Below are 13,651 nucleotides of genomic sequence, written 5' to 3' on the forward strand. Positions count from 1 at the left end.
GGAGAACCGCCGTGCGTGAGTCGGAGTCGAGGCTGCCGATCGAGCCGGTCTACGGGCCGGATGCCCTGGAGGGCTGGGATCCGGCGGAGAAGCTGGGCGAGCCGGGCGGGTATCCGTTCACCCGTGGTGTCTACCCCTCCATGTACACGGGTCGGCCGTGGACGATGCGGCAGTATGCCGGGTTCGGTACGGCGGTGGAGTCCAACGCGCGCTATCAGCAGCTGATCGCGAACGGCACGATGGGCCTGTCGGTGGCGTTCGACCTGCCCACCCAGATGGGCCATGACTCCGATGCGCCGATCGCGCATGGCGAGGTGGGCAAGGTGGGCGTGGCGATCGATTCGGTGGAGGACATGGAGGTGCTGTTCGGCGGGATTCCGCTGGACCGGGTCTCGACATCGATGACGATCAACGCGCCCGCCGCGCTGCTGCTGCTCATGTACCAGTTGGTGGGGGAGGAGCAGGGGGTGCCGGCCAGCAAGCTGACCGGCACGATTCAGAACGATGTGCTGAAGGAGTACATCGCGCGGGGTACGTACATTTTCCCGCCCAAGCCTTCCCTGCGGCTGATCGCGGACATCTTCAAGTACTGCCGGGCGGAGATCCCGCGCTGGAACACGATCTCGATCTCCGGGTATCACATGGCGGAGGCGGGTGCCTCGCCTGCTCAGGAGATCGCGTTCACGCTCGCCGACGGCATCGAGTACGTGCGGACGGCGGTCGCTGCCGGGATGGATGTGGATGATTTCGCGCCCCGGCTGTCGTTCTTCTTCGTGGCGCGGACGACGCTGTTGGAAGAGGTGGCCAAGTTCCGTGCGGCGCGCAGGATTTGGGCGCGGGTGATGCGCGAGGAGTTCGGGGCACGGAATCCGAAGTCGTGGATGCTGCGTTTCCATACGCAGACGGCGGGGGTGGCGCTGACGGCGCAGCAGCCGGAGGTGAACCTGGTCCGTGTCGCCGTGCAGGGTCTGGCTGCGGTCCTGGGTGGCACCCAGTCCCTCCACACCAACTCGTTCGACGAGGCGATCGCGCTGCCGACGGACAAGTCGGCCCGTCTGGCTCTGCGTACGCAGCAGGTGTTGGCGTACGAGACGGACGTGACCGCGACCGTCGACCCGTTCGCGGGCTCGTACGTGATCGAGAAGATGACCGACGACGTCGAGGCGGCCATCACCGAACTCCTGGTGAAGATCGAGGAGTTGGGTGGTGCGGTCAACGCGATCGAGCGGGGTTTCCAGAAGGGCGAGATCGAGCGCAGCGCGTATCGGATCGCGCAGGAGACCGATGCCGGTGAGCGGGTCGTGGTCGGCGTCAACCGTTTCCAGCTCGACGCGGAGGAGCCGTACGAGCCGCTGCGGGTGGACCCGGCCATCGAGGCCCAGCAGGCCGAACGCCTCGCCAGGCTCCGTGCCGAACGTGATCAGCCTGCGGTGGACGCGGCTCTCATCGCTCTGAGGAAGGCCGCCGAAGGTGAGGACAACGTCCTCTACCCGATGAAGGACGCGCTGCGGGCCCGAGCCACCGTGGGCGAGATCTGCAACGCCCTCCGGGAGATCTGGGGCACCTACATCCCCGCCGACGCGTCCTGATCCGAAACCCGTGAAGAGACAAGGAGCCCCACCCGTGCCGACCGAACCCCTCCGTGTCGTCGTGGCGAAGCCGGGCCTCGACGGCCACGACCGTGGCGCCAAGGTCATCGCACGTGCCCTGCGAGACGTCGGTGTCGAGGTCATCTACACCGGACTTCACCAGACACCCACGCAGATCGTGGCCACGGCCATCCAGGAGGATGCCGACGGCATCGGTCTCTCCGTCCTCTCGGGTGCCCACATGACGCTGTTCACCGAGGTCGTCGAGCTGCTCCGGGAGGCCGACGCGGCGGACATCATCGTCTTCGGCGGCGGCATCATTCCGGACGCGGACATCGCGCCGCTGCTGGAACGCGGGGTCGCGGCCCTGTTCACGCCGGGTACGTCCACCCAGGAGGTCGTGGAGTGGGTGACGACGAAGATGCGACCGCAGCGTGGCGCACGTCCCACCGACGCGACCAGCTTGACGGTGGGCTGAGACTTGACAGTGGGCTGAGTCGGGAGTCTTCCGCCGAGCCGGCCGAACGCCGAAGGGCCGGGAGCTGTCTGCTCCCGGCCCTTCGGCGTCACTGCACCGCCCGATGGGTGCGGCGGTCAGGTCAGTCCGCGATGTGGATGGACCCGGAGGGGCACAGCACCGCGGCCTGGCGTACGTCGTCGTGGACGTCCTCGGCCGGCTCCTTCTGGAGCAGGACGACGATGCCGTCGTCGCCCTGGTCGAAGACGTCGGGAATGAGCATCGCGCACTGGCCCGCGCCCACGCACTTGTCGTTGTCCGTGCTGACACGCATGAGTCAGACTCCGATCGGGTCGGCCGTCACCAGGTGACGGGCAGTTCGTAGACGCCGTAGACCATGGCGTCGTCCTTGAAGCGCAGCTCCTCCACCGGCGTGGCCAGCCGCAGTCCGGGGATGCGGCTCAGCAGGGTGCCGTAGACGACCTCCAGCTCCACCCGGGCGAGGTTCGCCCCGATGCACTGGTGGATGCCGTAGCCGAAGGCGAGATGGCTGCGGGCCTCCTTGCGGTGGATGTCGAGGGTGCCGGCGTCGGGGAAGACGGCCTCGTCGTGGTTGGCGGCGTTGTTCAGGGCGAGGATGCCCTCGCCCGCGCGAATGGTGGTGCCGCCGACCTCGATGTCCTCCAGGGCGACCCGGGCGGTACCGGAGTCGGAGATGGAGAACGTACGCAGCAACTCCTCGATGGCGTGCGGCAGCAGGGAGGGGTCCTCCTGCACCGCCTTGCGCTGCTCGGGGTGTTCCAGCAGCGCCAGCACGCCCAGCGCGATCATGTTGGCCGTGGTCTCGTGGCCTCCGACCAGCATCAGCCGGGCCATTGTCACCACGTCGACATGGTCGGCGACCTGCTCCACGCGGTTCTTCTCGATGAACCGGCTGATGAGGTCGTCCCCGGGCTCGCTCTCCTTGGCGGTGACGAGCTTGTCGAGGTACATGTCGAGGCCCTGCACCGCGGCCCCGTACTCCTCCGGGCTCAGGTCGTGGTTCATCATCGCCGCGGACCACTCCTCGAACTGCGCGTGGTCCTCGTAGGGCACGCCGAGCAGTTCGCAGATCACCAGCGACGGCAGAGGCAGCGCGAGCGCGGTCACCAGGTCCACCGGTCCACCGGACGCGAGCATCGCGTCGATCTGCTCGTCCACGATCTCCTGGATCCGCGGGCGCATCTCCTTCACCCTGCGGGCGGTGAACTCGGGGATGAGCATGCGGCGTTGGGCCGTGTGGTCCGGCGGGTCCATGGACAGCAGCATCAGCCGGACCTGCGCCAGCATCTCCTCGGGGATGTGGAACTGGTGCGGGTAGCCCGGGAGTTTGAGGTTCGAGCTCACGCGTGCGTCGCCCAGCACCTGCTTCACGTCTTCGTGCTTGGTGACCAGCCAGGTGGGCTTGCCGTTCACCTTCAGTGTGGCGCGGGAGACCGGGTCGCTCGCGCGGAACCCGGCGTACTCGTCCGGTTCGCTGAACGGGCAGGTGCGCTTCATGGGGAACTGCGGGTACTGCGTCGTCTCGGGTGCCTCTTCGGCGGACTGGGTCATGATGCCCTCTCAGACAGGCGCGGCGCGGCGGAAGGGGAAACGCGGTGGTCGTCCGCCGTCACCAGGCGACGGGCAGTTCGTAGAGGCCGTAGACGATGGCGTCGTCCTTGAACCGCAGTTCCTCGACCGGGGCGGCCAGCCGCAGCGTCGGCAGGCGGCGGAAGAGGGTCGTGTAGACGACGTCCAGCTCCAGCCGGGCCAGGTTCTGCCCGATGCACTGGTGGACGCCGTAGCCGAAGGCCACGTGGCTGCGCGACTCGCGCCGCAGGTCGAGCGTGTTCGCGTCGGGGAAGACGGTTTCGTCGTGGTTGGCGGCGTTGTTCAGCGGCAGGATGCCCTCGCCCGCGCGGATGGTGACGTCGCCCAGCTCGATGTCCTCCAGAGCGACCCGCGCGGTGCCGGCGTCGGAGATGGAGAAGAACCGCAGCAGCTCCTCGACCGCTCGCGGCATCAGCTCCGGGTCCTCGCGGACGGCGGCCAGCTGGTCGGGGTGCTCCAGCAGCGCCAGCGTGCCCAGGGCGATCATGTTGGCGGTCGTCTCGTGGCCGGTGACCAGCATCAGCCGGGCCATGCTGACGATGTCGGAGTGCTCGACGGCCGGTTCGGCGCGGTTGAACTCGATCAGCCGGCTGATCATGTCGTCGCCGGGCTCGCTCTCCTTGGCGGTGACCAGCCCGTCGACGTACTTGTCGAGCTCGTAGTGCGCGACACCGCGGTCCTCGTCGCTGATGTCGTGGTTCATGATCGCCCACGCCCATTCCTCGAACCGGGCATGGTCCTCGTAGGGCACGCCGAGCAGTTCGCAGATCACCAGTGAGGGAACCGGCAGCGCCAGGTTGCTCACCAGGTCCACCGGGCCCTCGCTGCCCTTGGCGATCAACTGGTCGATCTGGTGGTCCACGATCTCCTGCACCCGCTCGCGCAGCGCGCGCATCCGGCGCAGGCCGAACTCCGGGGCGAGCATGCGCCGTTGGACGGTGTGGTCCGGCGGGTCCATCGAAAGGAAGGTCAGCGGCACCGCCTGGAGCATCTCCTCCGGCACCGGCACCTGCAGCGGGTATCCGGGCAGCTTCAGGTTGGCGCTCACCCGCGCGTCACCGAGCAGCTTCTTGTAGTGCTCGTGCCTGGTGACCAGCCAGGCGGGCTTGCCGTTGACCTTCAGCTGGGCCCGCGAGACCGGGTCGTTCTCGCGCATCTCGCCGTACTCGTCGGGCGGGCTGAAGGGGCAGGCGCGCCGCATCGGAAATTCCGGAAGCGCGGCCTCGTGGGCCGGATCGGCAGGTGCAGTCATGATGCCCTCTCGCATTCGGGTAACAGGACGCGTCGGCACCAGAGACTGACGCCCGGAGCCGGCGGCGATATGGCGCTGTCGGCCGTCTCCCGCACGCTAAACAGCCGCGCCCCGCCGACCACACCCCTAAGGGCCCCTGGTTCCGTGAACCGGACGGAGTGCGGCCCTCCGGCCGGCGGAGTCCGGCGGATCACGGCCGCTGTACCTGCGCTTCCACACGCTGCCGCAGGAGCTGGCCGCATCGGGTGCCGACACCCTCGCCGAGAGTGATGTGCACGACAGTCCCCTAGGGGCAGCTAGGGGTCCAGCCTCGTCGTGGCGCCGGTTAGCGTCGTTTTCGGATCACGGTCCCCTGGTCCTCGCGGCACGTCGCTGCCGCCCCCATCCTGCCGCCGATTGAGGTGATCACTGTGTCCCCGCCGCCCAGTGCGAAGGGCACCGTCCCCTTCGGGGAGTACCGAACCTGGTACCGCACGACCGGTGAACTCCACGCGGGCCGGCCGGCGGTCGTCGCCGTACACGGCGGCCCCGGCAGCACGCACGACTACCTGCTGCCGCTGGCCCGCCTCGCCGAGGACGGCTGGCCGGTCGTGCACTACGACCAGCTCGGCAACGGCGGCTCGACCCATCTGCCGGACAAGGAACCGGAGTTCTGGACGGTCGAGCTGTTCATGGCCGAACTGGACAACCTCGTCAGCCGGTTGGGGATCGCCGATGACTACGTGCTCTTCGGCCAGTCCTGGGGCGGCCCCCTGTGCGCCAAGCACGCCATGGGTCACCCGACGGGCCTGCGCGGCCTGGTCATCGCCAACGCGCCCGCCTCGTATCCGATCTGGATGGAGGAGATGGCGCGACTGCGGGCAGAGCTGCCGCCGCACGTGCACGAGACGCTGCTGCGGCACGAGGCGGCCGGCACGTACGACTCGGAGGAGTACCACGCGGCCATGCGGGTCTTCTACGACCGCCATGTGTGCCGGGTCCAGCCGTGGCCGCTGGACTTCCTCTCCTCCTTCATGGAGATCTACAACGACCCGACCGTGTACTACACGATGAACGGCCCCACCGAGTTCCACGTCATCGGTTCGCTGAAGAACTGGTCGATCGTCGACGAACTCGCCGCGATCCGCACCCCGACGCTGCTGATGAGCGGCCGCCACGACGAGGCCACCGAGGCGGTCGTCCAGCCGTACCAGGACCACATCCCCGGCGCCCGCTGGGAGATCTTCGAGGAATCCAGCCACCTGCCGCACCTTGAGGAACCGGACCGGTTCTTCGAGGTGATGACCGATTTCCTGAAGAGCCTGTGAAGGGAAACAGGGAACCCACCATGGCGCACGACGAACCCACCGCGGCCTGCGACACCGCTCTTGTCTTTCCCGGCATGGGACCGGCGTCCTTCGCCGACGTCGGCAGGTTCATGGTCGCCAACCGGTACGCCAGGGAACTGGTCGACATCGCCGACGAGACCCTCGGGTACTCGCTGGTCGACGCCTTCCGGCAGGCCGAGGGCGACTACTCCGAGGCGGCGCAGGTCGCCTTCTTCGTGAACTGCCTCGCCAGCGCGTACTGGGCCCGGGACCACCTCGGCGTCGAACCCGACCTCATCACCGGCCCGAGCTTCGGGGAGAAGGCGGCCGTCGCCTACTCCGGCGCCCTGCCGATGGCCGACGCGGTCCGCCTGACCGCCCAGATCGCCCGCTGCCTTGACGAGTACTTCGCCCAGGAGCACCGCGACATCGTGACCCTCTCCTTCGTCAGGACGCCGCAGGACCGGCTCGACGAGATCCGCGCCGAACTCGACGACGCGGGGGAGTGGCACGAGATCTCCTGCTACGTCGACGAGGGCTTCTACATGATCTCCCTCGCCGAACGCCGGGTGGAGTGGATGGAGAAGCGACTGCGTGCCATCGGTGGCATGCCGCTCTACACCATGCGCCCGCCCATGCACGCCTCGGCGTTCGGCCCGCTCCGCGACAAGGCCGAGCGGGAGGTGCTGTCCGCCTACACCTTCGCCGACCCCGAGCAGACGGTCGTCGCCGACCAGGACGGCGCACTGCTGCGCACCGGCGAGGAACTGCGCACCATGCTGCTCGACAGCTTCGTCCGGCCCCTGAACTGGCCGAGCGTCACCACGGCTCTGAAGGCCGCCGGTGTGCGGCGGGTGTGCGTCGCCGGACCGGACAGCCTGTTCGGCCGGGTCCCCTGCACGACCCGCAACTTCGAGGTCATCGCCGCGCACCCGCGCCTGGCGATGACGCCCCGGCGCCCCTCACGCGCCGCCTGAGCACCCCTCGACCAGACAGATCCGATCCGACGCGACCACTCCGATCCGACCGATCCGATCCCGACCGATGGAGACACCATGTGGGACGACCAGTTCGAACCGACCGTGCGCCCCTTCCTCCCCTTCCTGCCCCCGCAGGAGCCGCTGCTGCCCGACTCCGAACTGCGTGACCTCGGCCTTGACTCGCTGGGGACCGTGCAGCTCCTGGGCACCCTGGAGGAGACGTACCAGGTGCGGTTCCTCGACGGCGCGCTGAGCATGGACACCTTCCGGAGCGCCGGCGCCCTGTGGGCGACCGTGGAGAGCATGCTCCAGCGCGCCGCGAGCTAGCGGGAGCTGACACCGTGGATCCCACCATGGACGGCACGCTGTCCGGACGCTTCCTGCGTGGCCTGGCCGCCTCCCCGGACCGGCCCGCACTGCGGGCCGGCGGCGGGAGCCCGACCTACCGCGAACTGCACGAGCGTGCCCTGCTGCTGGCCGGCTCCCTGCTGGCCGGGATGCCGGACGAGCCGCGCGCCGTCGGCGTGCTGGCCGGGAGGGGCCCCACCGCCTACGTCACGCTCCTGGCCGGTCTGTACAGCGGCGTCACCGTCGTCCCGCTGCAGTCTGCGTTCCCGGCGGCCCGCACCCGGCAGATGATCGACGCCGCCGGGGTCGGTGCGCTGCTCGCCGCCGACGACACGATGCCCGCCCTGACCGCTCTGCGGGAGACCGGCACGAGCCTGCCGACACTGTTCGCGCCCGGCGGGCAGCCGATGCCCGCCCTGGCCGTGGACCCGGACAGCGCGCTGAAGGCACCCATGCCGGGCCGCCCGACGGACACCGCGTACGTCCTGTTCACCTCCGGCTCGACCGGCCGGCCCAAGGGCGTGCCGGTCACCCACGCCAACACCGCGCACTACTTCCAACTCCTCGACGAGCGCTACGACTTCGGCCCGGACGACGTCTTCTCGCAGACCTTCGACCTCAACTTCGACTGCGCGATGTTCGACCTGTTCTGCGCCTGGGGCGCCGGCGCCACCCTCGTACCGCCCCCCGCCGAGGCCTACCGGCGGATGCCGGAGTTCATGGCCGAGCAGGGCATGACCGTGTGGTTCTCCACCCCCAGCGCGATCACCCTGCTGCGCCGCATGGGCGCGCTGACAGCCGGCGCCCTGCCGTCGCTGCGCTGGAGCTTCTTCGCCGGTGAGGCACTGAGCTGCCAGGACGCCGAGGACTGGGCCGCCGCCGCGCCCGGCTCGCTGCTGGAGAACCTGTACGGGCCCACGGAACTGACCATCACCATCACGGGCCACCGGTGGACGCCGGTACGCCACCTCAACGACATGGTGCCCATCGGCACCGTGCACGAGGGGCACGAAGTGCTGCTGCTGGACGACTCCGGCGCCCCGACCACGGCCGACCAGGGCGAACTGTGCATCGCCGGGCCCCAGCTCACCCCCGGCTACCTCGACCCGGCCGACGACACCGGCAGGTTCCTCGAACACGACGGACACCGCTTCTACCGCACCGGGGACCGGGTCCACCGCGACGGCGACGGGACCTGGCAGTACCTGGGCCGCAAGGACGCCCAGGTACAGGTGCACGGAGTACGCCTGGAACTCGCCGAGGTGGACGCCGCCGCGCGCACCTGCGAAGGCGTCCAGGACGCGGTCACCGTCGCGGTGCCGGTGGACGGGACGACCGAACTGGCCGTGTTCCACACCGGTGAGCAGGTGCCGCCCGTCCAACTCGCCCGCCACCTGCGGCAGGTGCTGCCCGCCGCGGTCGTGCCCCGGGCCTACCACCACCTCGACGCATTCCCCCTGAACTCCAACCGCAAGACGGATCGCAGGCAGCTCACCGCCCTGGCCGTGGCGGCCATGGCACCAGCAGCGGCTGCTCCCGCCGAGCGCGGGAGCACGGACGAAAGGCAGAACGGGGCGCAGTGAACCGCCAACCGACAACACAAGCCCGCACGGACGCACTCGTACACGACCTGCTGGACGAGGCCACCGCCCAAACCCCGGACGCGGCCGCGGTCAGCGACCGCGACGGGCGGTGGACCTACCGCGAACTCACCGCGTACAGCCACGCCGTCGACGCCTGGATGGAGTCCCGCGGCGTCGGCCACGGCGACCGGGTCCTCGTCCAGGTGCCCAGCATCCGCGAACTGGTCGCGCTGGTCTACGGAACCTCCCGGCGCGGCGCGATCCTCGTACCCGTCAACACCGGCATGAAGGACTTCCACCTGCGCGCGGTGACCGCCAACGCCGAGCCCGTGCTGGTCATCTCGGCCGACGACGCCGTGCAGCGGATCGCCGCCCTCAGCGGCGGCGTCCCCGTCCTGGCGCTCGGCGAGGTGTGGCGGGACGTCGCCGCCCTGCGCGAGAAGGAGGCCCGCTCCGGCGGCGCGCACGTCACCCCCGACGACGTGGCCGTGCTCGTGTACACCTCCGGCTCCACCGCGGCCCCCAAGGCGGTCATCTGCCCGCACGGCCGGATGGTCTTCGCCTCCGAGGCCATCAACCTGGAACTCGGCTACCGCCCCGACGACGTGGTGTTCTGCCGCTTCCCCATCTCCTGGGACTACGGCCTGTACAAGGTGCTGCTGACCGCCATCGGCCGCAGCGAACTGGTCCTCGCCGACGGCGACTCCGACCTGGTCCTGCTGCGCCGCATCCGCGAGACCGGCGCCACCATCGTGCCCATCGTGCCGTCCCTGGCCACCATGATCTGTGCCCTCGCCGAGCGCGAACCGCGCCGCGAGTCCCGGGTGCGGATGTTCACCAACACCGGTGCCGCGCTGCCGAAGACCACCGCCGACGGGCTGCGCACCGCGTTCCCCGGCTCCGAGGTGGTCATCCAGTTCGGGCAGACGGAGTGCAAGCGCATCTCCATCCTGCCGCCGCACCACCAGGACGCCAAGCCCGACTCGGTCGGCCGCCCGCTGCCCGGCACCCTCGCCTTCGCCGTCGACGACGAGGGCGTCGAACTGCCGCCAGGGGTGACCGGCGAGCTCGTCGCCGAGGGCCCGCACGTGATGCCCGGCTACTGGAAGGCGCCCGAGCAGACCGCACGCGCCTTCCGCCCCGCCCCCGCCGGCGGCCTGCGGCTCCACACCGGCGACTACGGACACGTCGACGAGGACGGGTTCCTGTACTACGAGGGCCGCCGCGACGACATGTTCAAACACAAGGGCGTGCGCATGAGCACCACCGAGATCGAGGCCGCCGCGACCGACATCCCCGGGGTCCGCGCCGCCGCGGTCCTCCCGCCCACCCCCGACCACGACCTCGCCGTGTTCGCCGAGGGCGACATCGACCCGCACGTGCTCCTGCGGGAACTCTCGCTGCGACTGGAACCCGCCAAGGTGCCGGGGGTCTCCCGCGTCGTCGACGAGCTGCCGCTGACCCTGCACGGCAAGCACGACCGCAAGCGGCTCGCCCGCATACTGGAAGGAACCCCGCTGTGACCGGCCATACCGAGCTTGCCAAGCGCTTCGGTACCCCGTCGTACGTCTACGACCTCGACCGCGTGGCCAAGGCACGGGACGACCTCTTCGCCGCCCTGCCCGACGAGGTCGAGCTGTTCTACGCCGCCAAGGCCAACCCGCACCCGGAGATCCTGCGCGAGATGCGCGCCGGGGACGGCCGGGTGTGCCGGGCGGAGATCAGCTCCACCGGCGAACTCACCGCCGTGCTGCAGGCCGGCTTCGACGGCGCCGACGTGCTCTACACCGGGCCCGGCAAGACCGAGGAGGAGCTGACCGAGGCGCTCACCCAGGGCGTCCGGCTGTTCTCCGTGGAGTCGCTCGGCGACCTGCGCCGCATCGGCGAGACAGCCGTACGGCTCGGCGTCACCGCCGACTGCCTGCTGCGCGTCAACAACGCCACCGGCGCCGCCGTCACCAGCATCCGGATGACCGGCGTGCCCTCGCAGTTCGGCTTCGACAGCGAGACACTGCCCGCGCTCGCCCCCGAACTGCGCGACGTGCCCGGAACCGCCATCGCGGGCCTGCACTTCTTCCCGCTCAGCAACGCCAAGGACGAGGCGAGCCTGATCGCCGAGTTCCGGCACACCATCGCCACCGCGGCAGCCCTCCAGAAGCAACTGGGCGTACCGTTCCGCCTCGTCGACATCGGCGGCGGGTTCGCCGCGCCCTACGCGGTGCGCGGCGAGCGGCCGGTCTACACCGACCTGCGCGACAACCTGGCCGCCGCGCTCGACGAGCACTTCCCCGGCTGGCGCGAGGGCGCCCCGCGCATCGCCTGCGAGTCGGGCCGCTACCTGGTCAGCGGCAGCGGCACGCTGCTCATCGGCGTCGTCAACGTCAAGGAGAGCCGCGGCCGGCGCTTCCTCATCCTGGACGGCGGCATCAACACCTTCGGCGGCATGTCCGGCCTCGGCCGCATCATGCCCGTCTCCGTCGAGCCGGACGAGGCACGCGGCGAAGCCGGCGTGCCCGCCAGCCTCGTCGGCCCGCTGTGCACACCGGGCGACGTGCTCGGCCGGGACGTCGCACTGCCCGACATCGCGCCCGGCGACGTCCTCACCATTCCGAACGCCGGTTCCTACGGACCCACGGCCAGCCTGCTGATGTTCCTCGGGAGGCCCGCCCCCGCGGAACTCGTGGTCCGCGGCGAAGAACTGGTGTCCGTCTCCCGTATCCAGCACATCCGCACCTACGAGCACGGACAGGCCCTGTGATGACCCTCCCCACCCCCCATGACGCGCCCGTGATCGTCGCCGGCGGCATATCCGACTCCCACACCTGGAACCTGGTCTTCCTCCAACTGCTGCTGGAGGAGCACGGCCACCGCGTGGTCAACCTCGGCCCCTGCGTGCCCGAGGACCTGCTGATCGCCGAGGCCCTGGCCCACCGGCCGGCCCTCATCGTGGTCAGCAGCGTCAACGGCCACGGCTACCAGGACGGCATGCGCACCATCACCCGGCTGCGCGAGCAGCCCGAACTCGCCGACGTCCCCACGGTCATCGGCGGCAAGCTCGGCATCGCCGGGGCCCGCAGCACCGAGGAACTGGCCACCCTGCGCACCGCCGGGTACGGCGCGGTGTTCGACGACAGCGCCGAGGGCGTCGAGGCCTTCCTGCGGATGCTCGACGGACTGCCGCAGCGGGCCCTGGTGTGACCGGCGACGGGTTCGGCGGCTTCGTCCGCCGGGCTCACAACGCGGGGCACCTGGTGGTCCAGCCCCGCATGGGTATGAGCGAGCCGGCCCGTATGCGGGCCGGCCTGCTCGCCACCCGGAACGCCGCGGCCACGACCGTGGGCACCCTCACCCTGGACAGCTACACCCGGGTCGGGGATCTGGAATCGGCCGAACTGGCCCTGATGGAGGACGTGTCGCTCAACGGCTACCCCATCGTCAGCCACGACAGGGCCACCACTCTCCACGTCCTGGACGGAATCCGCGGACCGCACTTCCCGGTGCAGGTCCGGCACGGCTCGGCGGTTCCGCTGGACATCTTCCGGGCCCTGCTGGCGGTCGGCCTGGACGCCTCCGAAGGCGGTCCCGTCTCGTACTGCCTGCCCTACGGACGGGTCCCGCTGCGCGAGTCCATGGCCAACTGGTCCGCATCCTGCGAACTGCTGGCCTCGCTGCGCGACACCGGCGCCGAACCGCACCTGGAGACGTTCGGCGGCTGCGTACTGGGCCAGCTGTGCCCGCCGAGCCTGCTCGTGGCGGTCAGCGCACTGGAGGCGCTGTTCTTCTACCGGCACGGCATCCGCAGTATTTCGGCGAGTTACGCACAGCAGACCAATGCACGTCAGGATGCCGAAGCCGTGGCCGCATTGCGCAGTCTGTGCGGTGAACTGCTGCCGGACGCGGAATGGCATGTCGTCGTCTACGCCTACATGGGGCTGTATCCGGAAACCCCGGGAGGGGCGTACCGGTTGCTCGGACAAGCCGCCGAACTCGCCGTCGCCAGCGGCTCGGAGCGGCTCATCGTGAAAACCGTCGCGGAATCCCGGCGCATTCCGACCGTGCGGGAGAACGTCGACGCACTGGAATACGCGGCGGCGGTCGCCCAGCGTACCGAGCGCGCCCCGCTTCCCGGCACCGCCTCCCAGACGTACGCCGAGGCATCCGCACTGGTCAACGCCGTGCTGGAGCTGAGCGACGATCTCGGTCAGGCACTGCTCGGGGCATTCGCCCTGGGATACCTCGACGTTCCGTACTGCCTGCATCCGGACAACGCCGGACTCAGCAGGAGCTATATCGACGCGGACGGCCGGCTGCGCTGGGCGGACACCGGAAGGATGCCGCTGGCCGGTATCGCCGACGCCCGCCAATCGCACGCCATCACCTCCGGCGATCTGCTCGCGTCACTGTCGTACATTCGGCGCTCGTTCGACCTGGAGACAACCTCCGGAGCGGTGGCGGGAAAGGGACGGACCCCTAGGGGTTCGTAAGGGTGTGGCCCTTTCCGGG

General features: G+C 69.9%; 13 protein-coding genes. 10 read left to right on the plus strand and 3 right to left on the minus strand.

All coding sequences use genetic code 11. The features are described 5' to 3' along the window. The first annotated feature begins 11 nt into the window (after nucleotides 1–11). Both OHA11_RS45760 and OHA11_RS45765 read left to right on the plus strand, forming a co-directional pair. Nucleotides 12–1,589, plus strand: a complete 1,578-nt coding sequence (locus OHA11_RS45760; RefSeq protein ID WP_266508307.1) for a methylmalonyl-CoA mutase — start codon at nucleotides 12–14, stop codon at nucleotides 1,587–1,589. A 34-nt stretch (nucleotides 1,590–1,623) separates the two neighbouring features. After that, nucleotides 1,624–2,067: a cobalamin B12-binding domain-containing protein gene (locus OHA11_RS45765; RefSeq protein WP_266508309.1), complete on the plus strand. Its 444-nt coding sequence runs from the start codon at nucleotides 1,624–1,626 to the stop codon at nucleotides 2,065–2,067. 121 nt (nucleotides 2,068–2,188) lie between these two features. On the opposite strand, the gene OHA11_RS45770 is transcribed toward OHA11_RS45765, so the two are convergent. The 3 genes from OHA11_RS45770 to OHA11_RS45780 are packed head-to-tail and all read right to left on the minus strand — an operon-like array spanning nucleotide 2,189 to nucleotide 4,930. Further along, nucleotides 2,189–2,380 carry a ferredoxin gene (locus tag OHA11_RS45770; protein ID WP_266508311.1) on the minus strand — a complete coding sequence of 64 codons (192 nt, stop codon included), beginning with the start codon at nucleotides 2,378–2,380 and terminating at the stop codon, nucleotides 2,189–2,191. Nucleotides 2,381–2,406: 26 nt separating this feature from the next. Next, on the minus strand, nucleotides 2,407–3,639 hold the full coding sequence (locus tag OHA11_RS45775; RefSeq protein ID WP_266508312.1) for a cytochrome P450: 1,233 nt from the start codon (nucleotides 3,637–3,639) through the stop codon (nucleotides 2,407–2,409). 58 nt (nucleotides 3,640–3,697) lie between these two features. Next, a complete protein-coding gene (locus OHA11_RS45780; protein ID WP_266508313.1) occupies nucleotides 3,698–4,930 on the minus strand; it encodes a cytochrome P450 in 1,233 nt (410 codons plus the stop codon). A 410-nt stretch (nucleotides 4,931–5,340) separates the two neighbouring features. Between OHA11_RS45780 and OHA11_RS45785 the strand changes: the two genes are divergently transcribed. From OHA11_RS45785 to OHA11_RS45820, 8 genes are all read left to right on the plus strand, one after another. Further along, entirely contained in the window at nucleotides 5,341–6,237 is an 897-nt protein-coding gene (locus tag OHA11_RS45785; protein ID WP_266508315.1) for a proline iminopeptidase-family hydrolase, read from the plus strand. A 20-nt stretch (nucleotides 6,238–6,257) separates the two neighbouring features. Continuing rightward, the gene (locus OHA11_RS45790) at nucleotides 6,258–7,214 is read left to right on the plus strand and encodes an ACP S-malonyltransferase (protein WP_266508316.1); all 957 of its coding nucleotides are present in this window, start codon (nucleotides 6,258–6,260) and stop codon (nucleotides 7,212–7,214) included. A gap of 78 nt (nucleotides 7,215–7,292) precedes the next feature. Continuing rightward, nucleotides 7,293–7,544, plus strand: a complete 252-nt coding sequence (locus tag OHA11_RS45795) for a phosphopantetheine-binding protein (protein WP_266508317.1) — start codon at nucleotides 7,293–7,295, stop codon at nucleotides 7,542–7,544. A 26-nt stretch (nucleotides 7,545–7,570) separates the two neighbouring features. Further along, the gene (locus tag OHA11_RS45800; RefSeq protein ID WP_266508653.1) at nucleotides 7,571–9,148 is read left to right on the plus strand and encodes an amino acid adenylation domain-containing protein; all 1,578 of its coding nucleotides are present in this window, start codon (nucleotides 7,571–7,573) and stop codon (nucleotides 9,146–9,148) included. Further along, nucleotides 9,145–10,671 carry an AMP-binding protein gene (locus OHA11_RS45805; RefSeq protein ID WP_266508318.1) on the plus strand — a complete coding sequence of 509 codons (1,527 nt, stop codon included), beginning with the start codon at nucleotides 9,145–9,147 and terminating at the stop codon, nucleotides 10,669–10,671. Before OHA11_RS45800 ends, OHA11_RS45805 begins: the two co-directional genes overlap by 4 nt. Next, on the plus strand, nucleotides 10,668–11,906 hold the full coding sequence (locus OHA11_RS45810; protein ID WP_266508319.1) for a type III PLP-dependent enzyme: 1,239 nt from the start codon (nucleotides 10,668–10,670) through the stop codon (nucleotides 11,904–11,906). Before OHA11_RS45805 ends, OHA11_RS45810 begins: the two co-directional genes overlap by 4 nt. Continuing rightward, complete coding sequence (locus OHA11_RS45815; protein WP_266508320.1) at nucleotides 11,906–12,346, plus strand: cobalamin B12-binding domain-containing protein; 441 nt, start codon at nucleotides 11,906–11,908, stop codon at nucleotides 12,344–12,346. Before OHA11_RS45810 ends, OHA11_RS45815 begins: the two co-directional genes overlap by 1 nt. Beyond that, nucleotides 12,343–13,632 (plus strand): methylaspartate mutase, encoded by a 1,290-nt coding sequence (locus tag OHA11_RS45820; protein ID WP_266508322.1) that lies wholly within the window; start codon nucleotides 12,343–12,345, stop codon nucleotides 13,630–13,632. The genes OHA11_RS45815 and OHA11_RS45820 overlap by 4 nt, the downstream gene beginning before the upstream one ends. Nucleotides 13,633–13,651 lie beyond the last annotated feature (19 nt).

The organism is Streptomyces sp. NBC_00878 (assembly GCF_026341515.1).
Classification (GTDB): Bacteria; Actinomycetota; Actinomycetes; order Streptomycetales; family Streptomycetaceae; genus Streptomyces.

Excerpts from the sequence above, each read along its gene's own strand:
- OHA11_RS45770 (WP_266508311.1), bottom strand. The coding sequence starts at position 2,380 with ATGCGTGTCAGCACGGACAACGACAAGTGCGTGGGCGCGGGCCAGTGC.
- OHA11_RS45775 (WP_266508312.1), bottom strand. The coding sequence starts at position 3,639 with ATGACCCAGTCCGCCGAAGAGGCACCCGAGACGACGCAGTACCCGCAG.
- OHA11_RS45780 (WP_266508313.1), bottom strand. The coding sequence starts at position 4,930 with ATGACTGCACCTGCCGATCCGGCCCACGAGGCCGCGCTTCCGGAATTT.
- OHA11_RS45790 (WP_266508316.1), top strand. The coding sequence starts at position 6,258 with ATGGCGCACGACGAACCCACCGCGGCCTGCGACACCGCTCTTGTCTTT.
- OHA11_RS45795 (WP_266508317.1), top strand. The coding sequence starts at position 7,293 with ATGTGGGACGACCAGTTCGAACCGACCGTGCGCCCCTTCCTCCCCTTC.
- OHA11_RS45800 (WP_266508653.1), top strand. The coding sequence starts at position 7,571 with ATGGACGGCACGCTGTCCGGACGCTTCCTGCGTGGCCTGGCCGCCTCC.
- OHA11_RS45815 (WP_266508320.1), top strand. The coding sequence starts at position 11,906 with ATGACCCTCCCCACCCCCCATGACGCGCCCGTGATCGTCGCCGGCGGC.